Source organism: Pseudonocardia oroxyli, assembly GCF_900102195.1.
GTDB classification, from domain to species: Bacteria; Actinomycetota; Actinomycetes; order Mycobacteriales; family Pseudonocardiaceae; genus Pseudonocardia; species Pseudonocardia oroxyli.
Map to the genome: position 1 here is coordinate 208,115 of NZ_FNBE01000001.1, position 23,300 is coordinate 231,414.

20 protein-coding genes are annotated in these 23,300 nt (G+C 74.1%); 12 read left to right on the forward strand and 8 right to left on the reverse strand.

Features of this window, described 5'->3' with window-relative positions; all coding sequences use genetic code 11:
- Nucleotides 1–31: 31 nt before the first annotated feature.
- Entirely contained in the window at nucleotides 32–409 is a 378-nt protein-coding gene (locus BLS43_RS01005) for a hypothetical protein (RefSeq protein WP_093075087.1), read from the forward strand.
- A gap of 1 nt (nucleotide 410) precedes the next feature.
- Nucleotides 411–1,385 (forward strand): zinc-dependent alcohol dehydrogenase family protein, encoded by a 975-nt coding sequence (locus BLS43_RS01010; protein WP_093075090.1) that lies wholly within the window; start codon nucleotides 411–413, stop codon nucleotides 1,383–1,385.
- 72 nt (nucleotides 1,386–1,457) lie between these two features.
- Here the strand turns inward: BLS43_RS01010 and BLS43_RS01015 are convergent, their stop codons facing one another.
- Nucleotides 1,458–2,414 (reverse strand): aldo/keto reductase, encoded by a 957-nt coding sequence (locus BLS43_RS01015; protein ID WP_308116880.1) that lies wholly within the window; start codon nucleotides 2,412–2,414, stop codon nucleotides 1,458–1,460.
- Between the two features lie 115 nt (nucleotides 2,415–2,529).
- Between BLS43_RS01015 and BLS43_RS01020 the strand changes: the two genes are divergently transcribed.
- Nucleotides 2,530–4,347 (forward strand): flavin-containing monooxygenase, encoded by a 1,818-nt coding sequence (locus tag BLS43_RS01020; RefSeq protein WP_093075096.1) that lies wholly within the window; start codon nucleotides 2,530–2,532, stop codon nucleotides 4,345–4,347.
- Between the two features lie 158 nt (nucleotides 4,348–4,505).
- Entirely contained in the window at nucleotides 4,506–4,892 is a 387-nt protein-coding gene (locus tag BLS43_RS01025) for a hypothetical protein (RefSeq protein ID WP_143029907.1), read from the forward strand.
- Here BLS43_RS01025 and zwf read toward each other — a convergent pair whose 3' ends face one another.
- The 3 genes from zwf to BLS43_RS01040 form a co-directional block, all read right to left on the reverse strand.
- Nucleotides 4,893–6,389: a glucose-6-phosphate dehydrogenase gene (zwf, locus tag BLS43_RS01030; protein WP_093075102.1), complete on the reverse strand. Its 1,497-nt coding sequence runs from the start codon at nucleotides 6,387–6,389 to the stop codon at nucleotides 4,893–4,895. It lies immediately after the preceding gene.
- 104 nt (nucleotides 6,390–6,493) lie between these two features.
- Nucleotides 6,494–6,838, reverse strand: a complete 345-nt coding sequence (locus BLS43_RS01035; protein WP_093075106.1) for a hypothetical protein — start codon at nucleotides 6,836–6,838, stop codon at nucleotides 6,494–6,496.
- The gene (locus tag BLS43_RS01040; RefSeq protein ID WP_143029908.1) at nucleotides 6,835–7,470 is read right to left on the reverse strand and encodes a hypothetical protein; all 636 of its coding nucleotides are present in this window, start codon (nucleotides 7,468–7,470) and stop codon (nucleotides 6,835–6,837) included. Before BLS43_RS01040 ends, BLS43_RS01035 begins: the two co-directional genes overlap by 4 nt.
- Before the next feature lie 132 nt (nucleotides 7,471–7,602).
- On the opposite strand from BLS43_RS01040, the gene BLS43_RS01045 reads away from it, so the two are divergent.
- Nucleotides 7,603–9,582 carry a sensor histidine kinase gene (locus BLS43_RS01045; protein ID WP_093075112.1) on the forward strand — a complete coding sequence of 660 codons (1,980 nt, stop codon included), beginning with the start codon at nucleotides 7,603–7,605 and terminating at the stop codon, nucleotides 9,580–9,582.
- Nucleotides 9,579–10,202: a response regulator transcription factor gene (locus tag BLS43_RS01050; protein WP_218129668.1), complete on the forward strand. Its 624-nt coding sequence runs from the start codon at nucleotides 9,579–9,581 to the stop codon at nucleotides 10,200–10,202. The genes BLS43_RS01045 and BLS43_RS01050 overlap by 4 nt, the downstream gene beginning before the upstream one ends.
- Nucleotides 10,203–10,238: 36 nt before the next feature.
- Here BLS43_RS01050 and BLS43_RS01055 read toward each other — a convergent pair whose 3' ends face one another.
- The gene (locus tag BLS43_RS01055; RefSeq protein ID WP_093075115.1) at nucleotides 10,239–11,357 is read right to left on the reverse strand and encodes an LLM class flavin-dependent oxidoreductase; all 1,119 of its coding nucleotides are present in this window, start codon (nucleotides 11,355–11,357) and stop codon (nucleotides 10,239–10,241) included.
- Nucleotides 11,358–12,191, reverse strand: coding sequence for an alpha/beta fold hydrolase (locus BLS43_RS01060; RefSeq protein WP_093075119.1), 834 nt, complete (start codon nucleotides 12,189–12,191; stop codon nucleotides 11,358–11,360).
- A gap of 189 nt (nucleotides 12,192–12,380) precedes the next feature.
- Between BLS43_RS01060 and BLS43_RS01065 the strand changes: the two genes are divergently transcribed.
- The 3 genes from BLS43_RS01065 to BLS43_RS01075 are packed head-to-tail and all read left to right on the forward strand — an operon-like array spanning nucleotide 12,381 to nucleotide 15,728.
- The gene (locus BLS43_RS01065; protein ID WP_093076045.1) at nucleotides 12,381–13,520 is read left to right on the forward strand and encodes an LLM class flavin-dependent oxidoreductase; all 1,140 of its coding nucleotides are present in this window, start codon (nucleotides 12,381–12,383) and stop codon (nucleotides 13,518–13,520) included.
- Nucleotides 13,521–13,532: 12 nt separating this feature from the next.
- Nucleotides 13,533–14,891: an NtaA/DmoA family FMN-dependent monooxygenase gene (locus tag BLS43_RS01070; RefSeq protein ID WP_093075122.1), complete on the forward strand. Its 1,359-nt coding sequence runs from the start codon at nucleotides 13,533–13,535 to the stop codon at nucleotides 14,889–14,891.
- Between the two features lie 18 nt (nucleotides 14,892–14,909).
- Nucleotides 14,910–15,728, forward strand: a complete 819-nt coding sequence (locus BLS43_RS01075) for a CBS domain-containing protein (protein WP_093075126.1) — start codon at nucleotides 14,910–14,912, stop codon at nucleotides 15,726–15,728.
- On the opposite strand, the gene BLS43_RS01080 is transcribed toward BLS43_RS01075, so the two are convergent.
- On the reverse strand, nucleotides 15,725–16,297 hold the full coding sequence (locus BLS43_RS01080; RefSeq protein WP_093075129.1) for an SDR family oxidoreductase: 573 nt from the start codon (nucleotides 16,295–16,297) through the stop codon (nucleotides 15,725–15,727). The genes BLS43_RS01075 and BLS43_RS01080 overlap by 4 nt on opposite strands.
- A gap of 73 nt (nucleotides 16,298–16,370) precedes the next feature.
- Nucleotides 16,371–17,060 (reverse strand): deoxyribose-phosphate aldolase, encoded by a 690-nt coding sequence (deoC, locus tag BLS43_RS01085; RefSeq protein WP_093075132.1) that lies wholly within the window; start codon nucleotides 17,058–17,060, stop codon nucleotides 16,371–16,373.
- Nucleotides 17,061–17,233: 173 nt separating this feature from the next.
- Here deoC and BLS43_RS01090 point away from each other — a divergent pair, with 173 nt between their 5' ends.
- The 3 genes from BLS43_RS01090 to BLS43_RS01100 are packed head-to-tail and all read left to right on the forward strand — an operon-like array spanning nucleotide 17,234 to nucleotide 23,213.
- Nucleotides 17,234–18,541 carry a BTAD domain-containing putative transcriptional regulator gene (locus tag BLS43_RS01090; protein ID WP_218129669.1) on the forward strand — a complete coding sequence of 436 codons (1,308 nt, stop codon included), beginning with the start codon at nucleotides 17,234–17,236 and terminating at the stop codon, nucleotides 18,539–18,541.
- 3 nt (nucleotides 18,542–18,544) lie between these two features.
- Entirely contained in the window at nucleotides 18,545–21,538 is a 2,994-nt protein-coding gene (locus BLS43_RS01095; RefSeq protein ID WP_093075135.1) for a hybrid sensor histidine kinase/response regulator, read from the forward strand.
- A 22-nt stretch (nucleotides 21,539–21,560) separates the two neighbouring features.
- Entirely contained in the window at nucleotides 21,561–23,213 is a 1,653-nt protein-coding gene (locus BLS43_RS01100; protein ID WP_093075138.1) for a purine-cytosine permease family protein, read from the forward strand.
- Nucleotides 23,214–23,300 lie beyond the last annotated feature (87 nt).

The following is a 23,300-nucleotide window of genomic DNA, read 5'->3' on the forward strand; positions in this document are numbered from 1 at the left end:
ACCGGGTGGGCCGGGCGCCTATCCTCCAGACGTGGACCCGCAGCCGCTGAACCCGCCGAAACTCCTCCTCGGCCTGGTGGCCGCCGCAGCCGTCGCGCACGCGGGGCTCGCCGTCGTCGGCGGCGCGCTCTGGGCGCAGGTGATGTCGGGGCTGTTCGCCGTCGCGGGGATCGCGCTCGCAGGCCTGCTGACCACCCGCCCGGTGCCGGCCGTCGTCCTCGGCACCGCGGTGGCCGGGATGCTCGGGGTGGCGAGCTTCCTGCTGGTCCTGGGCGTGGGCCTGGCGAGCTCGGCGGGGCCGGTGGCCGGGTGGATCGGACCGTGGGGCATCGCGGGCGTGCTCCTGGACTCCTCGGTCGTCCGGATCTCCGCCGCGGTCCTGCGCCGCGCCGAGCGCGAGCGGGCCTGAGATGGTGCGGGCGGTCCGTTTCCACGAGCCGGGCGGGCCGGAGGTCCTGCGGATCGAGGACGTGCCCGTCCGTGAACCCGGCCCCGGTGAGGTCCGGATCCGCGTCGACGCGATCGGGCTCAACCGCGCCGAGGTCAACTTCCGCCGCGGCACGTACCTGGAGGTCCCGCGGCTGCCCGCCGGGCTCGGCACGGAGGCCGCCGGTGAGATCCTCGCCGTCGGCGCCGGGGTGGACTGGGCGCCCGGGACCGCGGTCAGCGTGATCCCGGCCTTCTCCCAGAACGACTACCCGGTCTACGCCGAGGAGGCCGTGGTGCCGGCGTCCGCGCTGGTCCGGCGCCCGGACGGGATGGACGCGGTGACCGGCGCCGCCGTCTGGATGCCCTACGTCACGGCCTACGGGATGGTCGCCGAGATCGTCCGGGTGCGGCCCGGGGACCGGGTGATCGTCACAGCGGCGGCCAACAGCATCGGCGTCGCGGCGCTGCAGGTCCTGCGGTCCCTGGGCGCCGTCCCGCTGGCCACGGTCCCCGCCCCCGGCCACGAGGCGGCCCTGCGCGCGGCCGGGGCGGCGGAGGTCCTGGTCACCGGCCCCTACGACGGCCCCGTCACGGCCGACCTGGGCCGGGCCGACCTGGTCCTCGACGCGGTCGGCGGCCCCCAGGTGGAGCAGCTGGTGCGGGCCTGCGCGCCCGGCGGCAGCGTGATCGTCCACGGCGGCCTGTCCGGGCTGCCCACCCCGCTGCCCGGCGGCGGGTACGCGGCGGTGTGGCTGCGCCGCTACCGGGTCTTCGAGATCACCGGCGACCCGGCGGCGCTGCGCCGCGCGATCGCCTTCGTGACCGCGGGCCTGCGCACGGGGGCGCTCCAGCCCGTGATCGACCGCGTCTTCGGCTTCGACGAGGTCCGCGCCGCCCACGAGTACCTCGACTCGCCGACCCGGGCCCCCGGCAAACCCGTCCTGCTCACCCGCTGACCCCGTGAGCGACTCCGCTCACCCACCCCGCCGCCTCCGTCGGCTGCCGACCCCCGGCCGGCGCTGACGGGGTCAGGACCAGGCGCGGGCGGAGCGGGCGGTCCAGTACTGCTCGGGGGGCTCGGCGAGGTCGAGCAGCTCGTCGGACACCTCGTCGGGGATCTTGACCTCGACGGCGGCGACGTTGCTCGCCACCTGCGCCGGGTCGACCGCGCCGGAGAGCACCGTGTGCGCCCACGGCTCCTCCAGCACGGCCGCGATGGCGAGCCGGTCCACCGACACGCCCATCCCGGCGGCCAGCGCGGCCACCCGCTCGTCCCCGGCGGTCACCGCACCCCCGGGGGCCAGCCGCCCGTTCGCCACCGGTTCCTTGACGATCACCCGGGCGCCCGCGTCCGCGGCCTCGGCCAGCGCGGGCCCGGCCGAGGGCTCGAGGACGTTCCAGGTCGTCTCGAACGAGGTGAACAGCGGCTCCCCGTCCACCGCGACCTCCAGGGCCCGGCGGATCGCCGTCGCCTGCCGCGGCCCGGAGGTCGAGATCCCGACCCGGATCCCGTGCTCGCGCAGGTCGGCCAGCGCCCGGTGCAGCTCGGCGTCGTCGAGGGCGCCGGTGTCCAGGGTGGCGGAGTGCACGTGGTAGATCGCCAGCCGGTCCCCGAGCAGCGCCAGGGACTCGGCGGACTGGGCGGCGAACGCCTCCGCCGAGTGGTCCTTGACCTCGTGGACGGCGGCATGCGGGTCCCAGTCGCCCACGTACCGGTAGCCCCACTTCGACCCGACCTCGACGTCCGTGTGCTCGGGACGGGCGGCCAACCAGCCGGCCAGGAACTCCTCGGCCCGGCCGTAGGAGCGGGCGACGTCCACGTAGCGCACCCCGGCGGCGTAGGCGGCGTCGAGCACCGCCCAGCTGCGGTGGCGCAGGGCGTCGACCGAGCGGTCCGCCGCGAGGTCCCGGTCCCGCCCGGCGTTGATGTAGGCGGGTCGGCCGACGGCAGCCAGCCCGATGCCGATGCGGCGCACGGAGGTCACGCGCCCGAGGCTAGTCCCAGGCTCGCCCTGCAACACCGCTGCAACCCTTGCGAGCCCGCTGGACGTCGGGTCGACTGTGTGGCAGGCACCACATCGGGACAGGGAGGTCCTCCGCATGACCCAGACCCTCGAGGCCACCACCGCGCAGCAGCGGGTCGACGCCTGGCTCGCGGACTTCGAGGCCGCGCTCGCCGCCCGGGACGCCGAGCGCGCCGCCGGGCTCTTCGCGACGACGTCGTTCTGGCGGGACCTGGTCGCCTTCACCTGGAACATCAAGACGGTCGAGAACCGGGACGGCGTCGCGGACCTGCTGCGCGCCACCATGGACACCACGGACGCCCGCGGCTTCCACACCACCGAGGAGCCCACCGAGGCGGGCGGGATCGTCGACGCCTGGATCGGCTTCGAGACGGCGGTGGGGCGCGGCCGCGGCCACCTCCGGCTCGCGGACGAGGGCGCGTGGACCCTGCTCACCACCCTCTACGAGCTCAAGGGCCACGAGGAACCGCAGGGTGAGAACCGGCCGATGGGCGCCGAGCACGGCGCGAACCGCGGCCGGGTGACCTGGGCCGAGGCCCGCCAGGCCGAGGCCGAGGAGCTGGGTCGGACCCGTCAGCCCTACGTCCTGGTGGTGGGCGGCGGGCAGGGCGGGATCGCGTTGGGCGCCCGGCTGCGCCAGCTCGGGGTGTCCCACGTCGTCGTGGACCGGTACGCCCGGCCCGGCGACCAGTGGCGCAGCCGCTACAAGTCGCTCTGCCTGCACGACCCGGTCTGGTACGACCACCTGCCCTACATCGACTTCCCGAAGAACTGGCCGGTGTTCGCGCCGAAGGACAAGATCGCGGACTGGCTCGAGATGTACACGAAGGTCATGGAGATCAACTACTGGTCCTCCACGACCTGCCGCAGCGCCTCCTTCGACGAGTCCACCAAGGAGTGGACGGTCGTGCTGGACCGGGACCTCGGAGACCACACCGAGGAGATCACCCTCCACCCGACGCAGCTCGTACTGGCCACGGGCATGTCCGGGAAGCCGAACGTCCCGGAGCTGCCCGGCCAGGACGTGTTCCGGGGCGAGCAGCACCACAGCTCGAAGCACCCCGGCCCGGACGCCTACAGGGACAAGAAGGTCGTGGTCGTCGGGTCCAACAACTCGGCGTTCGACATCTGCGGGGCGCTGTGGGAGGTGGGCGCGGACGTCACGATGGTGCAGCGGTCCAGCACCCACATCGTCAAGTCGGACTCGCTGATGGACCTCGGCCTGGGCGACCTCTACTCCGAGCGCGCCGTCGCCGCGGGGATGACCACGCAGAAGGCCGACATGACCTTCGCGTCCCTGCCGTACCGGATCATGCACACGTTCCAGCAGCCGGTGTACGCCGCGATCAGGGAGCGGGACCGGGACTTCTACGACCGGTTGGAGGCGAGCGGCTTCCGCCACGACTGGGGCGACGACGACTCCGGCCTGTTCATGAAGTACCTGCGCCGCGGCTCGGGCTACTACATCGACGTCGGCGCGGCGGACCTGATCGCCGACGGCGAGGTGACGCTCGTGCAGGGCCAGGTGGTGCGGCTGACCGAGCACACCGTCGTCCTGGAGGACGGGACGGAGCTGGAGGCGGACCTCGTCGTCTACGCGACGGGCTACGGCTCGATGAACGGCTGGGCCGCGGACCTGATCAGCCAGGAGGTCGCGGACAAGGTCGGGAAGGTGTGGGGCCTGGGCTCGGACACCACGAAGGACCCCGGCCCGTGGGAGGGCGAGCAGCGCAACATGTGGAAGCCCACCCAGCAGGAGGGGCTGTGGTTCCACGGCGGCAACCTGCATCAGAGCCGCCACTACTCCCTCTACCTCGCCCTGCAGCTCAAGGCCCGGCAGGAGGGCGTCCCGACCCCCGTCTACGCCCTGCAGGAGACCCACCACACCCGCTGACCCCCACCGACCCCGTGAGTGGCGGCCGGGGGACGGCAGCCGCCGAAGGCGGCGGGGTGGGTGAGCGGAGTCGCCAGGGCGACCATCGCCACTCACGAGGTGTCTCAGGATGGGCCATCCGGCCGTTCCCGAGGCCCTCGCGTGCTGTGATCGGGCGCATGCGAGCAGCAGAGTGGCTGATCGAGGCGGAGCGCGTCCTGGACGACGTGCTCGAGAGCCTGTCCCGGGAGGACCGGCGCAAGTCGGTGCCCGCCGTCGGAGACGTCCCCGCCGGGACGATCGACGTCCTGCTCAAGGCCCACGCCGAACGGGAACCCGACGGGACCTGGGCGGACGTGGCGCGCACCGCGCTGGTCGCCCACGAGGTCTCGATCCACCGCGGCTCGGTCAACCCGCTCACCGAGGACCTGGCCCGCGCCCTGTGCGACCACGCCGCACAGTGGCGCGAGCCCGGCCCGGAGCCGGAGCTGCCCGCCGACGTCAGCTGGCGGGACCGCTTCGTGCTGCTCGCGGGCCACGACCCCCACCCGCTGTGGGACCGCTGATCAGCGCTTCTCCCGCCAGGCCCGCTCGAACGGCAGCCGCCAGGCGTTGGGCGCGATCAGCTGGTGGATCGCGTTGGGGCCCCACGAGCCCGGCGGGTAGTTCCGGACCGGCGGCGGGTCCAGGAGCAGCGGCGCGGACCGCTCCCACAGCGACTCGATGCCCTCCGCGGTGGTGAACAGGGTGTGGTCGCCGCGCATGGCGTCGAGGATGAGCCGCTCGTAGGCCTCCAGGACGTCCGAGGCGGACTCGGTCTCCTGGGTGGAGAACTGCATCGACAGCTTCTCCAGCCGGAAGCCGGGCCCGGGCCGCTTGCCGTAGAACGACAGCGAGACCTTCGACGAGTCCGCGAGGTCGAACGTCAGGTGGTCCGGTCCCCCGGTGCCGACGCCGGACCCGGCCGGGAACATCGTCCGCGGCGCCTCCTTGAAGGCGATCGAGATGATGCGCTGCCCCTCGGCCATCCGCTTGCCGGTGCGCAGGTAGAACGGTGTGCCCGCCCACCGCCAGTTGTCCAGCCCGACCTTCAGGGCGATGAACGTCTCGGTGTCGGAGTCCCGCGCCACCCCCTCCTCGCCGCGGTAGCCGGTGTACTGCCCGCGCACGACGTCCGTCGGGTGCACCGGCAGCATCGAGCGGAAGACCTTGTTCTTCTCCTCAGAGATCGCCCGCGGCTCCAGCGCCGTGGGCGGCTCCATCGCCACGAACGCCATGACCTGCATCAGGTGCGTGACGACCATGTCCTTGAACGCGCCGGTCGACTCGTAGAAGTTGGCGCGCTGGTCCAGCCCCAGGGTCTCGGGGATGTCGATCTGGACGTGGTCGATGAAGTTGCGGTTCCAGATGGGCTCGAACAGCCCGTTGGCGAAGCGGAACGCGAGGATGTTCTGCGCCGCCTCCTTGCCCAGGAAGTGGTCGATCCGGAAGATCTGCGACTCGTCGAACACGGTGTGGACGTAGTCGTTGAGCTCGATGGAGCTCGGGAAGTCGTGCCCGAACGGCTTCTCCATGATCACGCGCGAGTCGGCGACGAGGTCGGCGTCTCGCAGCATCGAGATCACGGCCTTGGCGGCCTTGGGCGGGACGGAGAGGTAGTGCAGCCGCTTGACGCCGTCCCCGAGCAGCGTCTCGGCCTCCTTCACCGCGGCGGTGAGCGCCTCGGGCCCCGCGCCCTGCGGGACGTAGGTCAGCCGCTCGGAGAAGTCCCCCCAGTCCTCCTCGGCCAGGCGGTGGGTGCCGAAGTTCTGCACGGCGTTCTTGGCGATCTGGCGGAACTCGTCCGTGCCGAGGTCCTCCATCGCCGTCCCGACGATCCGGATCGACGGCGCGAGCTCGGACTCGGACAGGTAGGCCAGACCGGGCAGCAGCTTGCGCTTGGCCAGGTCGCCGGTGGCCCCGAACAGCACGATGACGTGCGGGGCGAGGGGCTCGAGATCGCGGCGGAAGGGCCGCGAGCCGGGTCCGGGGTAGGCGATGTTCTCGGGGTTTCTCTCGGCCACGGCTGAAGGCTCCTCGTCAGGACTGACCGCGCACGCTCGACGGGAGGTGACCCTAGCGCCTCCCGACGGGCCCGGCCCCTCCTCCGGGCCCGTTCGGGAGGTGATCAGGACCGCAGTGCGGACCCGCGCAGGGCCGAGAGGACCAGCCCCGCTCCGACGAGTGTCAGCACCACGATCGCGGCGGCGACGACGACGGCCGGGGTCGGGACGTCCGGCACGAGGAAGGCGGGGACCGCGGTCGCCGCCGAGACGACCCGCAGCACCAGGAGCCCGACCACCGTCGCGGGCCGCGGCGTGCGCCAGGCGAGCACGACCAGGACCAGGGAGGCGAGCCCCAGCACGGTGCCGACGGCGGCGATCCAGAGCGGCGGGTGCTCGCCGTCGGTCAGCAGCAGACCGAGCGCGTCCACCACGGACAGCAGGCCCAGGAGCACCAGCCCCGCCTTCATCGCCGCACCCCCGCGGCCACGGCGAACCCGGCGGCGGTCAGGGCCCAGGCGCAGGCGTCGAGCAGGTGGTTCGGGACCACGACCGCGAAGACGAGATGCAGCGGCTGGGACGCGATCAGGGCCACCGCGGCCCAGCGCGGCACCGCCCGCCACAAGGCCACGCCGAGCAGCACGGTACCGACGATGTGGCCGATCACGAAGGCGCCGGCGGCGACGGACTGGGTCGGGTGGGCCCCGATCCCCTCCGCGGCGGCCGCCACCTCCGTCGGGGGCAGGCCCGCGGCGGCGAGCTGGTCGGGCGCCGCGAGCCAGAACAGGCTGGCGTACCCCACCCACGTCAGCCCGGCCGCGATCCCGCCGAGCACCCGGTGCGCCCGCACCGCGGCCCGCCCGACGATCACGACTCCCAGAGGCAACGTCAGCAGCGCCAGATACGACAACCACAGCACGGCCGACTGCGCGCCGGGGTGCGCGGCGGCCGACGTCGCCGCGGTGAGGGGGTCGTCGTTCGTGGAGTACGGCAGCACGCCGCGGAGCACGGCGACGGCGGTCGGGCCCGCCGCGGCGAGCACGACGACCGGTACGAGCGACCGGCGGCGGACCGCGGTCGGGGGTGCGAGTGTCGAGGTCATGGGGAGCAGCGTGCGGGCCACGCACTCCCGCGGAGCAGGGCCGGCCTCCCCGGGTGACCCGGGAACCCGCCCGGCCGGACCCGGGAGTCCGCCCGGGCCGGCCGCGTCCCCCGCACCCCAGACTCGACGACCATGACCCCCCGCGCCGCGTTCGTCCTCTTCTCGGTCGTGCTCGCCGAGGTCTCGGCCGCGCTCGCGCTCGCCCCCGCCGCGGGGCTGACCCTCGCGGACCTGGTCGACGCGTTCGTGGTCACCAACCTGGTGATCGGGCTGTCCTGCGGGGTCGCCGGGTTCCTGATCGCCTGGCAACGGCCCGCCAACCCGGTCGGCAGGCTGCTGCTCGGGGCGGCGGTGTGCCAGTCGACGTCGGGCGTCGGGGTGCCGTTGAGTGTGGCCGGCGCAGCGGCGGGCTGGCCCGAACCCGTGCTGCGGACGACCGCCACGCTCGTCGCGTACGCCTGGCCGTTCTCGATCGCGGTGTTCCTGCCGCTGGCCCTGCTGGCCTTCCCGGACGGGCTGCTGCCGGGCCGCATCTGGCGGGCACCGGTGGTCCTCGCCCTGGTCAACGCGCCGCTGTTCGCGCTGGACTCCGGCGCCGAGCCGGGCGGGACGCCGATCGACCCCTGGCTGGTGCTGCCCGGGTACGCGGCGCTGGCTCCGCTGTGGACCCTCGCCGAGATCGCGAACCTCGTGGTGTTCGTGTCCGCGGTGGTGGGGCTCGTGATCCGCTACCGCCGCGGTGACGAGCAGCGCAGGCGGCAGCTGCTGTGGCTGGTCTGGGCGTTGGTCGGCGTCGTGGTGATGATGGTGCCCTGGGGGCTGTTCGGCCTCGGCCCCGTCCTGCAGCTGCTCGCGATCGCGCTCGTCCCGACCGCCATCGCCATCGCCGTGCTCCGCCACCAGCTGCTCGACATCCGGCTCGTGCTGTCCCGCACCGTGGTCTACGTGCTGCTCAGCGCGGCGGTCGTCGGGATCCTCGCCGGACTGGTCGCCGCCGCGGGAGGCGCCGTCGGCGGCGCGGACCGGGAGACGTCCGTGCTGGTCACGGTGCTCGTGGCCGTCGCGTTCGAGCCGGTGCGGCGCCGGTTGCAACGGCGGGTGGACCGGGCGCTGTACGGCGATCGCGACGACCCCGTCCGGGCGCTGGGCCACATGGGCGGGGCGCTGCGCTCCGCGGACGATCTCGCCGGGGTGTGCGCGGCGGTCTGCGCGGCCCTGCGGCTCCCCGCGGCGGCGGTCGTCCGCGGCGGGGTCGAGCTCGCCGGGTCCGGCACGTGGCCGGACGGCACGGGCGAGTCGGTCGCGCTCGTCTCCCGCGGCGAGGCCGTCGGCGAGCTGCGGGTGGGCGTGCGGCGCGGGGAGGGCGGGCTGTCCCGGGCCGACCGCGCCGCCCTGGAGGTCCTGGCCGCCCCGATCGCCGTCGCCGTGCACGCCACCGCGCTGTCCGAGGCGGTCCAGCGGTCCCGCACGGAGATCGTCGCCGCCCGCGAGGAGGAGCGCAGGCGCCTGCGCCACGACCTGCACGACGGGCTCGGCCCAGCCCTCACCGGCATCTCGTTCCAGGCCGACGCCGCGGGCAACCTCGTCGCCGCCGACCCGGCGGCCGCGTCCCGGGTGCTCGCCGCGCTGCGGGCCGCCGCCACGGACGCGATCGCGGACGTCCGTCGGATCGTCTACGGCCTCCGCCCGCCCGCGCTCGACGAGCTCGGCCTGGTCGAGGCGCTGCGCAGGCACGCGGCCCAGCTGCCCGCGGTCACGGTCGTCGCGCCGGAGCTCCCGCCCCTGCCCGCGGCCGTCGAGTCGATCGCGTACCGGATCGCGGTGGAGGCCCTGACCAACGCGGTGCGCCACGGCGCGGGCCCGGTCGAGGTGCGCCTCGACCTCACCGACCATCTGCAGCTCACCGTCTCCGATGCCGGCCCGCCCGGTCCCGTCTGGCGCCCCGGCGTGGGCCTGACCTCGATGCGGGAGCGGGCTGCGGAGCTGGGCGGCACGCTCGACGCGGGCCCGACGCCGACGGGTGGCCGGGTGGTCGCCCACCTCCCCCGCGCGGTGGGGCCGGTCGACCTCGACACCGAAGAGCGGATCGACAGGTCGGAGATGATCCGGTGACGGTGCGCGTGGTGATCGCGGACGACCATCCCGTGGTGCGCGACGGGCTGTCCGCCCTGCTCGGGTCCCGGGCCGGGATCACCGTCGTCGGCACGGCGTCCGGCGGCCGGGAGGCGGTCCGCGCCGCAGTGGTCGAGAAGCCGGACGTGCTGGTCCTGGACCTGCAGATGCCCGACCTCGACGGCGTCTCCGCCGCCCGCGAGATCACCAGGGCCGCGCCGGACGTCGCGGTCCTCGTCCTCACGATGTTCGACGACGACGACTCGGTCTTCGCCGCCGTGCGCGCGGGGGCGCGCGGCTACGTGCTCAAGGGCGCGGGCCAGGACGAGATCGTGCGGGCGATCGAGGCCGTCGCCGCGGGCGAGGCGATCTTCGGCCCCGGCGTCGCGCGGCGGGTCCTCGGCCTGGCGGCGGGCCCCTCCGTCCCGCTGCCCGAGCTGACCCCCCGGGAGCGGGACGTGCTGCAGGCGCTGACCGAGGGCCTGACCACGACGGCGATCGGCACCCGGCTCGGGCTGGCGCCCAAGACCGTCACCAACCACCTGTCCGCCGTCTTCGCGAAGCTGCAGGTCCAGAGCCGGGCCGAGGCGGTCGACCGCGCCCGGCGAGCGGGGCTCTAGTGTCCCGACTCGGGACACCGGGAGCCTGGGCGAGGCTCAGTGCCAGGCCTCGGCGAGGAGCTCGTGGCTGCGGACGCGGTCGGCGTGCTCGGTGGTGATCGTGGTGACCAGCAGCTCGTCCGCCCCGACGACCCTGACCAGGGTCTCCAGGCCGCCGCGCACGGTCATCGGCGACCCGACGAACTGGCTGTCCACCCGGTCTGCGACGCCGGCGCGTTCCTCGGGGGTCCACGGGCGGGCGAGCGCCTCCTCCGGCGTCACGTACGGGCGCGCGCCGCGGCCGGAGCGGATGTCGAGCACCCACTGGCCGTAGGGGGCCGCCAGCTCGCGTGCCCGGTCGTCGGACTCGGCGACCACGACGTCCGCGGACACGATCACGTACGGCTCGGCCACCCGGCCGGGCCGGAAGGACGCGCGGTAGGCCTCGACGGCGTCGAGCACGAGGTGCGGGACGAGGTGGTAGCTCACCGCGAACGGCAGCCCACGCTGCCCGGCGACGCGCGCGCTGTCCCCCGGCGTGGACCCGAGCACGACGACCTCGACGTCCGCCCCGAGCGCGGGCGTGACCGTCAGCCGCTCGCCGCGCGGCCCGGGTGCCGTGCCCGCGAAGTAGGACAGCACCTCGTCGACCTCCGCCCCGTAGTCCGGCGGGGTCTGCTCGGCGTCGAAGCCCAGCAGGGCGGCGAGGCAGCCGTAGAGCGCGAGATCGGACTCGACCCGGCCGGGCTCGGGGAGCAGCAGGCCGTCCACCACCCGCGTCCGCACCGGCGTGCCGCCGCGCCGCCCCGACGAGCCCTTCTTCAGCAGCGTGAGGATCCGGTGCAGGTCGAACCGCCCCAGCCCCACGTCCACCCGCCCCGGGTGCACCGCGGCGACGGTGCCGAACTGCTCGGCCACCTGCAGCGGCCGGGTGTTCGGCAGCTGCACCGCGCCCGAGCCGACCCGGATCGTGGAGGTCGCGGACGCGATCAGCGCGACGAGCACCGGCGTGGACGCCGAGGCGACGCCCTCGTTCAGATGGTGCTCGGCCACCCAGTACCGGTGGTAGCCGGCCCGTTCGGCCACCTGCGCGAGGTCGATCGAGTTGCGCAGGGCGTCCCCCGCCGTGCCGTCCCGCGGCACCGGCGAGAGGTCGAGGATCGACAGCGGGACCATCTACAGCACCTCCGTGAGCGCCTCGGCCCAGGCGGCGGGCGCCTCGACCGGGGAGAAGTGGCCGACCCCGTCCAGCGGGCGCACGGTCGCGGCGCTGAACCACTCCCCCACCCGGTCCGCCCAGGCCCGCGGGAAGAGCGGGTCGAACTCGGGCCAGAGCACCACGGTCCAGGTGCCGATCCGACGGGCGGGCGGCTGCTCGGACAGCGCCCGGCGCACCGTCCCCGACCCCGCCCGGTACCAGCCGATCGACGCGGTGAAGGCCCCCGGGCGGCCGTAGTGCGCCGCGAGCCGGTCGAGGTGCTCCCCGGGCACCGTGAAGTCCGGGCCGGACCAGTGCTCCCAGAAGTGCCGCAGGTAGGTGCGGGCGGCCGGGACGCTGCCGTCGACCAGCTCCTCGGCGAGCCGCAGCTGGTGGAAGGACTGGTACCAGAACTCCTCGACCGACGTGGGCTCCAGGACCCGCCTGCCGGCGCCGGGCAGCGGCGGGGCGAGCACCATCGCGGACACCCGGTCGGGATGGGTGGTGGCCAGCTGCTGGGCGACCCGGCTGCCGACGTCGTACCCGCCGACGACGACGCGGTCGAGGTCCAGCTCGTCGAGCAGGTGCACCAGCGAGGTCACCTGCCCGGTCGCGCCCGGGTCCCCCCGCAGATCGGACTCGCCGAAACCGCGCAGGTCGGGCCGCAGGACGTCCGCGTGCAGCCGGTCCGCGACCGCCGCAAAGTCCTGCCGGTCCCCCGGCCAGCCGTGCAACAGCAGCACCGCTGGCCCGTCGCCCGCGCGGTCGTAGGTGAGGCGGACGCCGTCCGCGTCCGGTGTCGTGCTCGCCACAGTCTCGAACCTTACGGCGTCGATCCGGCCCCGGTGCGCGGTTAGGGTTCATGACGTGCTTCCCGGGGTGCTGACGCAGCGGCGGTGGATCGACTGCTGCCGCGTCACCACCACGGGTTGTCCCGTCGGCCGTCCCTGACCATCGAGTCGCACCGCAGCGAGCACCGCACCGAGCAGAGAGCCGCCGACATGACACTGCACCTGGCCGTCGCCCTCGAAGGGACGGGTTGGCACCCGGCATCCTGGCGCGAACCCGAGGCGCGGCCCACCGCGCTGTTCTCCGCCGACTACTGGGCCGGTCTGGTCCAGGAGGCGGAGCGCGGGCTGGTGGACCTCGTGACGTTCGAGGACACCTTCGCGGTCCAGTCCTCGCGCCCGTTCGAGCCGGACGACCGCACCGACCAGGTCCGCGGCAGGCTGGACGCCACGCTGGTCGCCGCCCGGGTCGCCCCGCTGACCCGCCACATCGGGCTCGTGCCCACCGCGGTCGCCACGCACACCGAGCCCTTCCACTTCTCCAAGGCCGTCGCCACGCTGGACTACGCGAGCCGGGGCCGGGCCGGGGTGCGGGTGCGGGTCTCCTCGCGCGCGGACGAGTTCGCGCTGGTCGGCCCGCACCGCCCGAGCCCGGACCTGGGGACGGACGACACGCGCGCGGAGCTGTTCGCCGAGGCCGCGGACTGGGTCGAGGTGATCCGGCGGCTCTGGGACTCCTGGGAGGACGACGCCGAGATCCGGGACGCCGCGACCGGGCGGTTCGTGGACCGGGACAAGCTGCACTACATCGACTTCGCGGGCCCGCGGTTCTCCGTCCGCGGCCCGTCGATCACCCCGCGCCCGCCGCAGGGGCAGCCGCTGGTGGCCGCGCTCGCGCACCGCGAGGTGGCCTTCGAGCTCGTCGGGTCCTCGTGCGACCTCGGGTTCGTCACCCCCGGGTCCGCCGCGGACGTCGCCGGGATCCGGGCGCAGATCCCGGGCTCGCCGCTGGTGTTCGGAGACGTCGTGGTGTTCCTGGCCGACACGGCGTCCGAGGCCCGGGAGCGCAAGGCGCGCATGGACGCGCACCTGGGTCGCGAGCTGGTGAGCGACGCCCACGTGTTCGTCGGAACGCCCGTGGAGCTCGCGGACCTGGTGCAGGAGTGGCACGCCGCGGGGCTCGCGGGTGTCCGGCTGCGCCCCGGATCGGTCGACCACGACCTGCCGCAGGTCACCCGCGGGCTGGTCCCGGAGCTGCAGCGGCGCGGCGCCTTCCGCACCGCCTACGAGGCGGACACCCTGCGCGGGCTGCTCGGACTGCCCCGGCCCACCAACCGCTACGCCGCCGTCTGAGAGGGAGAGACCATGCCGCGCAAGCAGATCCATCTCGCCGCGCACTTCCCCGGCGTCAACAACACCACCGTGTGGAGCGACCCGGCCTCCGGCAGCCACATCGACTTCTCCTCCTTCCAGCACTTCGCCGAGACGGCGGAGCGCGCCCGGTTCGACTTCCTGTTCCTCGCCGAGGGCCTGCGGCTGCGCGAGCAGGGCGGCGAGATCTACGACCTCGACGTCATGGGGCGCCCGGACACGTTCACGATCCTGGCCGCGCTCGCCGCCGTCACGGATCGGCTCGGGCTCGCCGGGACGATCAACTCGACCTTCAACGAGCCCTACGAGGTGGCCCGCCAGTTCGCCTCGCTGGACCACCTGTCCGCGGGGCGCGCCGCCTGGAACGTGGTGACCAGCTGGGACGCGTTCACCGGCGAGAACTTCCGCCGCGGCGGCTTCCTCCCGCAGGAGAAGCGGTACTCCCGCGCCAAGGAGTTCCTCGCCGCCGCCTTCACCCTGTTCGACTCGTGGGCGCCGGACGCGGGCATCGTGGCGGACAAGGAGACCGGCGAGTTCTGGCGGCCCACCGGCGAGTTCTCGATCCACACCGACCAGTTCGCGATCGACGGCCGCTTCCCGGTGCCGCGCAGCCCCCAGGGCCGCCCGGTGATCCTGCAGGCCGGGGACTCCGAGGAGGGCCGCGAGTTCGCCGCCTCCGGCGCGGACGCGATCTTCACCCGGCACGGCACCCTGGAGGCGGGCCAGGCCTTCTACGCCGACGTCAAGGGGCGCCTAGCGAAGTACGGTCGGGACCCCGAGGACCTCAAGATCCTCCCCGCCGCGACCTTCGTGCTCGGCGACACCGACGCCGAGGCCCAGGAGCGGGCCCGCCACGTCCGCTACCAGCAGGTCAGCCCGGCCACGGCGATCAAGTTCCTCGAGCAGCTGTGGAACCGCGACCTCTCCGACCACGACCCCGACGGCCCGCTGCCGACGGTCGACCCGGTCGTCGGCGAGAACACGATCTCCCGCGGACGGGCCAGCGTGCGGATGTACAAGGACCCGATCGCCACGGCGAACGAGTGGCGCGCGCTCGCCGAGGCGAAGCAGCTGTCCACCCGCGAAGTGATCATCGAGGTGACCGGGCGGCAGAACTTCATCGGCACGCCCCAGCGCATCGCCGAGGCCCTCGACGAGTTCGTCCAGGCGGACGCGAGCGACGGGTTCGTGCTGGTCCCGCACGTCACGCCCGGCGGGTTGGACGAGTTCGCCGACACCGTGGTGCCGCTGCTGCAGGAGCGCGGTGTCTTCCGGACGGAGTACGAGGGCACCACCCTGCGGGAGCACCTCGGCCTCAAGCCCGCCCCGACGACCTCGGGCGCGGACTTCTGATCCTCTAACCTGGCGACGATGGCCGTACGTGCGCGTGACGTCATGACCCGGCGGGTGCTCACCGTGGATGCGGAGGACCCGATCGAGCGGGCCGAGAAACGCATGCTCACGACGGGCTTCTCGGCGCTGCCGGTGGTGCGGGACATCGACCGGCTCGTCGGGATCGTCAGCCTGGTGGACGTGCTGCGGGCGCGGGAGCAGGACTCGGACGGGACCGTCGGCGGGATCATGACCACCGAGGTCCTGGCCCTGTCCCCCACCACCAGCGCGGCCGTCGTCGCGCACCGGATGCGGACCTACGGCGAGCTGCGGGTGATGCCGATCGTCGAGCGTGGCCGCCTGGTCGGCATCGTGACCCGCAGCGACCTGCTCCGCGGGCCGCGCAGGGCACAGGGCAGGCTCGGGCGGCTCTTCCGGCCGACGCTGCCGGACCCCACCCCCGTCCGGCCGCCGAGGCCCGCGGTGGCGGGGGCGACGACCGTCGGCGAGGTCATGACCCGCACCGGGCTCGTGACCGTGGACCCGACCACGCCGTGCTCGCGCGCCGTGGAGCTGTTGCTGGCCCACCGGTTCAGCGCGCTGCCGGTGACCGAACCGGACGGCGCCGTCGTCGGGATCGTCAGCGAGGCGGACCTCATGCGGGACCCGCTCGACGGCACCCGCGGCGTCCTGCCCCGCACCGTGGGCGCGGCGATGACACGCGACCCGACGGTCGTGCACCCGGGCACCCCGCTGGACCAGGCCCGTGCCTTGGTCGTCGACCGCGGGTTCCGGGTCCTCCCGGTGGTGGAGGAGGGTGGGCTCGTGGGCGTGCTCAGCCGCAGCGACCTGATCTAGCGGCCGTGCTGGCCGTCGTCGATCTTGACGATCGTGCCGGTGACCGCGTCGGAGGCCGGGGACACCAGGTAGCGCAGCGTGGAGTCCATCAGCTCCGGGCTCGGGAACCGCCCGCGCGGCCAGCGCTCGGCCAGCTCCTGCTCGCTGGTCCCCAGGCGCCCGATCATGCCCTCCATCATCTCGGTGAGGAACGCGCCGGGGGCGATGGCGTTGACGTTGATCCGGTACCGGGCCCACTCCACGGCGTGGACCTCGGTCATCCGTTCGATCGCGGCCTTGGACACCGAGTAGAGCCCGGCGGCGCCGTCGTGGCGGTAGTCGTGCGCGGCCATCGACGAGATGTTCACGTCCACCGCGCCCGCCAGCGCGGCCGCGTCCGCCATGTCGAGCCGGACCGGCAGGGCGCGTCCGCCTGCGGCCTCGATCTCGGCCACCAGCTCGGTCAGCCGGTCCAGCCTGCGGCCCGCGACGGCGACCGCGGCACCCGCCCCGGCCAGCACCGTGGCGAAGCGGCGACCGAGCCCCGAGCTCGCGCCGGTGACCAGGGCGATCTGACCTTCGAGCTCCATCGAGCGATCCTCACGACGTCGGGACGGACGATCCGACCCTACGGCTTGAACGATCGTTCGGTAAGAGCGGGCGTCAGTACGAGGACGCCTCGGACCGGACGTCGAGCCCCGCGGCCGCGTCGAGCAGTGCCGCCGACCCGCTCGTGCCGAACCGGGTGGCCCCCAGGTCGTAGAGCCCCTGGAGTGTGGCCAGGTCCCGCACCCCACCCGAGGCCTTGACCTGCACCGCCGGGCCGACCGAGGCGCGCATGAGGGCGATGTGCGCCGCCGTGGCCCCACCGCCCGCGAACCCCGTGGACGTCTTCACGAAGGACGCGCCGGCCCGCTCGGCCGCGCCGCAGGCGGCCACGATCTCGGCGTCGGACAGGAACACGGTCTCCAGGATGACCTTGACCACGAGCCCGCCCGCGGCCGCGACGACGGCCGCGATGTCGGCCTCGACCTCGGCGATCATCCCGCTGCGGAGCCACCCGATGTGCAGCACCATGTCCAGCTCCACCGCGCCGTCCGCGATCGCCTGCCGCGCCTCGGCGACCTTCGCCGCGGTCGACGTGGTGCCGTGGGGGAACCCGATCACCGTGCAGACCGCGACGCGGTCGAGGACCTGGGCGGCGTGCGCCACGTCCGAGGGCCGCACGCAGGCGCTGAACACGCCGTACCGCTCCGCCGTCGCCAGCTCGGCGTCCACCTCGGCGCGGGTCAGCTCCGGCTTGAGCACGGCGTGGTCGATCATCGCGGCGATCTCGGGCCCGGTCAGCGACATGCCCCGAGTATGCGGCTCCGCCGCCCGTGCGTGGTAAGTGGTGCCAGAGCACCACCGGGTCCACCCGCCCCGCGGCTCCGCCGCTGCCGTCCCCCGGCCCACTCACGAGCGGCGGAGCCGCATGGTCACGTGCGCGAAACACGGCCGGAACACGGCGTCCGCATGCTCGCGAGGTGGCCGACGCGATCGAGTTCCGCGTGCTCGGCCGGGTCGAGGCCTGGCGGGGCGGGACCCGCCTCGAGCTGGGCGGGCCCAAGCAGCGCGCCGTGCTCGCCTCGCTGCTGCTGCGCGCCGGTCGGGTCGTCTCGCAGGACCAGCTGGTGGACGACCTCTGGCCGGACGACCCACCCGCCCGCGCGACGGCCACGGTGCAGGTCTTCGTCTCCAACCTCCGTCGCGCACTCGAACCCGACCGGCCCCGCGGCACTCCGGCCCGCGTCCTGGTCACTGAGGCACCGGGCTACCGGCTCGCGGTCGCGGCGGACGCCGTGGACGCGCACGTGTTCACCGATCTCCTCCGCCGCGCCCGCGAGTCCGACGAGCCGGACGAGGTCGCCCACCTGTTGGGGGCGGCCGCGGCGCTCTGGCGCGGGCCCGCGCTGTCGGGGCTGCCCGACGCCCCGTTCGCCCGGACCGAGGCCGCGCGACTGGAGGAGCTGCGCCTCGGCGCCGCCGAGGACCATGCCGAGGCCGAGCTGGCCCTGGGGCACCACGCGGACCAGGTGGCGGGCCTCGAGCGCCGGGTCCGCACGCACCCGCTGCGGGAGCGCTCCCGGGCGCAGCTGATGCTGGCGCTGCACCGCTGCGGGCGGGAGGCCGAGGCCCTGGAGGTCTACCGCGACGGGCGCCGCGTGCTGGCCGACGAGCTCGGTCTGGAGCCGGGCGCGCGGCTGCGCGCGCTGGAGCAGGCGATCCTGCGCCAGGACCCGGCCCTGACCTGGACACCGCCGCGGGTCGTGCTGCCCGCGCCCGCGGCCGAGCCGACCGCGGACGAGCCCGGCCGGGTCCTCGTGGTGGACGACAGCGGGCTCAACCGCAGGCTGCTGGTCACGGCGCTGACCGAGCTGGGGCACACCGCCCACGCCGTCGCCGACGGCGAGCAGGCCCTGGAGGCGCTCGCCGGCGCCGAGTACGACGTCGTCCTGCTCGACCTGCTCATGCCGGTGCTCGACGGCTACACCACCCTCGCCGAGATCAAGGCCGACCCGGCGACCGCCCACCTCCCGGTGATCATGGTGTCCGCCGTGCAGGACATGGACAGCGTGGTGCGGTGCATCGAGCTCGGCGCCACCGACTACCTGCCCAAGCCGTTCGGGGCCGCGATCCTGCGCGCGCGGCTGCGCTCGTCGCTCGCGGCCAAGCGACTCCGGGACGCCGAGCGCGAGGGCCTGCGACGGCTCGTCGAGGAGCGCGAGGCCGCCCTGCAGGCCGAGATCGACGCCCTGCGCCGCGAGGTCCAGCGGGGACGGATCGGTGCCTAGGCCGTGTCCCGACGCTCGCTGAAACAGCTCCTCCCGGTCGGCATGGGCCTCGGGGCGGTGCTGCTCGCCGTCGTCCTGCTGGTCAGCCTGGCCGCCGAGCAGAGCATGCAGGCCGCGACCGCGGCCGAGCAGCGCCGGACGGAGTCGCTGCGGCTCGCCTACGAGCTGCGCCAGACCTCGGACGACCTGACCCGCATGGCCCGCTCCTACGTCGCGACCGGTGACCCCCGCTACCTCGACTGGTTCCGCGAGATCCTGGCGATCCGGGCGGGCACGGCGCCGCGGCCCGTGGACTACGACGGCATCTACTGGGACGTCGTGAGTGACACCGGGGTCCGTCCCACCCCGTTCGATCCCCCGGTCGCGTTCACCACCCTCGCGGCCCGGGCCGGGTTCACCCCGCAGGAGCAGGCGCTGCTCGCCACGGCCCGCGAGCGGTCCGACGCCCTGGCGCAGATCGAGGAGCGCGCCTTCCGGGAGCGCGACCAGGCCCTGCTCTACGACAGCGCCTACCTGCACGCCAAGAACGAGATCATGGACCCGATCGGCCAGGTCATCGCGCTCGTGGACGCGCGGACGGCCCAGGAGACCGCGGCCGCGGCCACCCAGGCCCGCGGCTGGTCCGCCGCGGCCATCACCGTGGCGCTGCTGCTGCTGGCGGGCATGGCGGTGCTGGTGGTGTGGACCCGGCGCGCGGTGCTGCGCCCCGTCGGCGCGCTCGACGCGGCCACCGAACGCATCGCCGCCGGGGAGGCGGACGTCCACGCGCCGGTCCAGGGCGTGGGCGAGATCAGCGCGCTGGCCCGGCGGTTCAACGCGATGGCCGAACGCGTGCGGGCCCGTGAGGCGGACCTGCGGCTGCTGCACCGCGTGGCGGCCACCGCGCACCGCGCCACGGACCTGGACACCGCGACCCGGGAGGTGCTCGCCCTGGTCTGCGGGCACACCGGGTGGCCGCAGGGGCGGGCGACCCTGGACGGGCTGGTCGTCGAGCACGGCACCCTGGCGGTCGACCCCGCGCTGGTCGAGCGCGTCCGCGCGGCCGACGCGCCGGTGTGGGCGGGCTCGGCCGTCGGCATCCCGGTCCGGGTCGGGAGCGGGCCGGTGGGCGTGCTCGAGTTCGTCGCGGGGCGCCGCACCGAACGGGACCCGGCGCAGCTGGGCCTGCTCACCGACGTCGCGGCGCAGCTCGGGCAGGTGGTCGACCGGGTCCGGACGGCGGACGCGCTGGTCGGCGCCGCCGAGGCGGCGGAGGCCGCGAACCGGGCCAAGAGCGCCTTCCTCGCCGCGATGAGCCACGAGATCCGCACCCCGATGAACGCGGTGATCGGCATGTCCGGGCTGCTGCTCGACACCGACCTCGCCGCCGAGCAGCGGCAGTTGGCCGAGATCGTCCGCGACAGCGCCCACGGCCTGCTGCTGCTGATCAACGACATCCTCGACTTCTCCAAGATCGAGGCGGGCAGGCTGGACCTGGAGCGGGCGCCCGTCCACGTCGGCGAGTGCGTGGAGGGCGCGCTGGACCTGGTCTCCGCCGACGCCGCCGCGAAGGGCCTCGACCTGCTGTGCGTGCTGGAGCCCGGCACCCCCGAGGCCCTGCTGGGTGACGTCACCCGCATCCGGCAGGTGCTGCTGAACCTGCTGAGCAACGCCGTGAAGTTCACCGCGGCGGGCGAGGTGGTCGTCACCGTCGGACGGCGGGACGGCGAGTGGCGGTTCACCGTGCGGGACACCGGGATCGGCATCCCCGCGGACCGCCTCGACGCCATCTTCGACGCGTTCACGCAGGTGGACGCCTCGACCGCGCGCCGCTACGGCGGCACCGGTCTCGGCCTGGCCATCTGTCGCAGGCTGTGCGAGCTGATGGGCGGCGCGGTCACCGCACGGAGCACGCCCGGGGTCGGCACCACCGTGACATTCACCGTGCGGGCGCCCGCCGCCACCGCGGCCCGCCGCGATCCCGTCCCCGACGACGGCGGCCTGCGCGGCCTGCGGGCCCTGGTCGTCGACGACCATCCCGGCACCCTGCGCCAGCTCCGCAGGCGGCTCGGCGGGTGGGGTGTGGACGTGGTGGAGGCCTCGAGCGCGGCCGCCGCCCTGCGTAGGCTCGACGAACGCCGGTTCGACGTCGCGGTGGTCGACGGGCCGCAGTGGGCGGCCGCGGTCCGGGACGCGCGCCCGGACATGCCGGTCGTGCTGCTCACCGCCCTCACCCGGCTGCCGACGGACCGGGGCTTCGCCGCCGTCGTCGCCAAGCCGGTGCGGCCCGCGCCGCTGTACCGCGCACTCGCCGACGCCCCCGCCGAGCCGGTCCCGCCCGGCACCCCGCGGATCCTGGTCGCCGAGGACCACCCGGTGAACCAGCGGCTGGTGCTGTTGTTGCTGCACCGGCTCGGGCAGCGGGCGGATCTCGCGGGCAACGGCCTGGAGGCGGTCGCGGCGGTGCGGGAGCGGCCCTACGACGTGGTGCTGATGGACGTCCGGATGCCCGAGCTCGACGGGCTCGCCGCGACCCGGCGGATCCGTGCCCTCCCCGGGCCGCAGCCGTGGATCGTCGCGGTCACCGCGGAACCGGGCGGGCGGGCGGCCTGTCTGGCGGCCGGGATGGACGACCACCTCACGAAGCCGCTGGTCGCGGCGGAGCTCGCGCAGGCGTTGTCCCGCAGCGCGGCGCGCCGGTCGCCGGGTCCCGCGGCTCCCCCGGCGCCGCCGAGCCCCGCCCCTCTGGACCCGGCGGCACTCGAGCGGCTCCGCGCGCTGGCCGGGCCGGACCTGCACGGACTCGTCGAGGACTTCCTCGCCGAGGCCCCGGTGCTGGTCGAGGCGCTCGGCACCCCCGACTCCGCCGCCGCGGCCCGGGCCGCCCACACCCTCGCCGGACTCGCGGAGACCTTCGGCGCGACCGCGCTGGCGGCGCTCTGCCGCGCGGACACCCCCGAACAGGCCCGGGTCGCGGCAGCGTTGCAGCAGGTCAGCGCGCACTTGGCGGACGTTTAGGGGCGCCGCGTTCCCTTGCCCCATGAGCATCGACGAGGCCCCGCCGACCGCCGGGGCGACAGCGGCACCCCGCACAGGGGCCGCCAAGGAGACCCTCGAGGACTACACTCTCCGGTTCGCCCCTCGCAGCTATCGCAAATGGGGCACCGGCACGGTGGCGGTGTCGGCGCTGGGCGGGATCGCCTACCTCGCCGACTTCGCCATCGGGGCCAACATCGGCATCTCCTACGGCACGGTCAACGCGCTGTGGGGCATCCTCGTGTTCGCCGTCGTGATCTTCCTGTCCGGCTTCCCGCTGGCCTACTACGCGGCGCGCTACAACCTCGACCTCGACCTGATCACCCGCGGCTCCGGGTTCGGCTACTACGGCTCGGTCGTCACGAACGTCATCTTCGCGACGTTCACGTTCATCTTCTTCGCCCTCGAGGGCTCGATCATGGCGCAGGGCCTGGAGCTGGGGCTCGGGATCCCGCCGTGGATCGGCTACGCCCTGTCCACGATCATCATCTTCCCGCTCGTCATGTACGGCATGTCGCTGCTGTCCAAGCTGCAGCTGTGGACCACGCCGCTGTGGCTCGTGCTGATGGTCGCGCCGTTCGTCTACCTGCTCGTCCAGCACCCGGACTCGATCGGCCAGTTCTTCGGCTACCAGGGCGAGACCGGCATGGGCGCGCCGAGCCTCGGGGCCGTGATGCTCGCCGCGGGCGTCTGCCTCTCGCTCATCGCCCAGATCGCCGAGCAGATCGACTACCTGCGGTTCATGCCGCCGAAGACCCCGGAGAACAAGCGCCGCTGGTGGACCGCGATGATCCTCGCCGGGCCGGGCTGGGTCGTGTTCGGCGCGATCAAGCAGGTCGTCGGGCTGTTCCTCGCCGTCTACCTGATCGCGAACGTCGCCGGCGGCGCCGACGTGGCCAACGAGCCCGTCCACCAGTTCCTGGAGATCTACAACCAGTTCCTGCCGCCGTGGGCCGCCATCGCGCTGGCGGTGGTCCTGGTCGTGATCAGCCAGATCAAGATCAACGTCACCAACGCCTACTCCGGCTCGCTGGCCTGGACGAACTCCTTCACCCGGGTCACCAAGCGCTACCCGGGCCGCCTGGTGTTCGTCGGCGTGAACCTGCTCATCGCGCTGGTGCTGATGGAAGCCAACATGTTCGACTTCCTCAACACCATCCTCGGCTTCTACGCCAACTGCGGCATGAGCTGGATCGTCGTGGTCGCCGTGGACATCGCGGTCAACAAGTACGTGCTCAAGCTGTCGCCCATCCAGCCCGAGTTCCGCCGCGGCATGCTGTACAACGTCAACCCGGTCGGCTTCGGCTCGATGCTCGTCTCGGCCGGCGTGTCGATCCTGGTGTTCTTCGGGGCCTTCGGGTCCGGCATCCAGCCGTACAGCCCGCTGGTGGCGATCGGCCTGGCCGTGGTGCTGCCCCCGCTGCTCGCGATCGCGACGAAGGGCAGGTACTACCTGCGCCGCACGGACGACGGCATCGACCTGCCGATGTACGACGAGCACGGCAACCCGTCGGGCGAGGTCCTCGACTGCCACGTCTGCGGCGAGTCGATCGAGCGCCCGGACATGATGGCCTGCCACGAGCACGACGCCTACATCTGCTCGCTGTGCCTGTCGCAGGACAAGACCGGGGAGCACGTGCTGCCCGCCCAGGTCTGACCCCGTGAGTGGCGATGGTCGCTATGGCGACCATCGCCACTCACGAGTTCGGTGCGCCGGAGGGGTGCGCGCCGACCCGACCGTGTC

Coding starts and splice junctions, on each gene's coding strand:
- BLS43_RS01025 (WP_143029907.1), top strand. CDS start 4,506: ATGCGAGCAGCAGAGTGGCTGATCGAGGCGGAGCGCGTCCTGGACGAC.
- BLS43_RS01080 (WP_093075129.1), bottom strand. CDS start 16,297: ATGGAGCTCGAAGGTCAGATCGCCCTGGTCACCGGCGCGAGCTCGGGG.
- BLS43_RS01065 (WP_093076045.1), top strand. CDS start 12,381: ATGACACTGCACCTGGCCGTCGCCCTCGAAGGGACGGGTTGGCACCCG.
- BLS43_RS01020 (WP_093075096.1), top strand. CDS start 2,530: ATGACCCAGACCCTCGAGGCCACCACCGCGCAGCAGCGGGTCGACGCC.
- deoC (WP_093075132.1), bottom strand. CDS start 17,060: ATGTCGCTGACCGGGCCCGAGATCGCCGCGATGATCGACCACGCCGTG.
- BLS43_RS01075 (WP_093075126.1), top strand. CDS start 14,910: ATGGCCGTACGTGCGCGTGACGTCATGACCCGGCGGGTGCTCACCGTG.
- BLS43_RS01100 (WP_093075138.1), top strand. CDS start 21,561: ATGAGCATCGACGAGGCCCCGCCGACCGCCGGGGCGACAGCGGCACCC.
- BLS43_RS01055 (WP_093075115.1), bottom strand. CDS start 11,357: ATGGTCCCGCTGTCGATCCTCGACCTCTCGCCGGTGCCGCGGGACGGC.
- BLS43_RS01040 (WP_143029908.1), bottom strand. CDS start 7,470: ATGACCTCGACACTCGCACCCCCGACCGCGGTCCGCCGCCGGTCGCTC.
- BLS43_RS01035 (WP_093075106.1), bottom strand. CDS start 6,838: ATGAAGGCGGGGCTGGTGCTCCTGGGCCTGCTGTCCGTGGTGGACGCG.
- BLS43_RS01070 (WP_093075122.1), top strand. CDS start 13,533: ATGCCGCGCAAGCAGATCCATCTCGCCGCGCACTTCCCCGGCGTCAAC.
- BLS43_RS01010 (WP_093075090.1), top strand. CDS start 411: ATGGTGCGGGCGGTCCGTTTCCACGAGCCGGGCGGGCCGGAGGTCCTG.
- BLS43_RS01045 (WP_093075112.1), top strand. CDS start 7,603: ATGACCCCCCGCGCCGCGTTCGTCCTCTTCTCGGTCGTGCTCGCCGAG.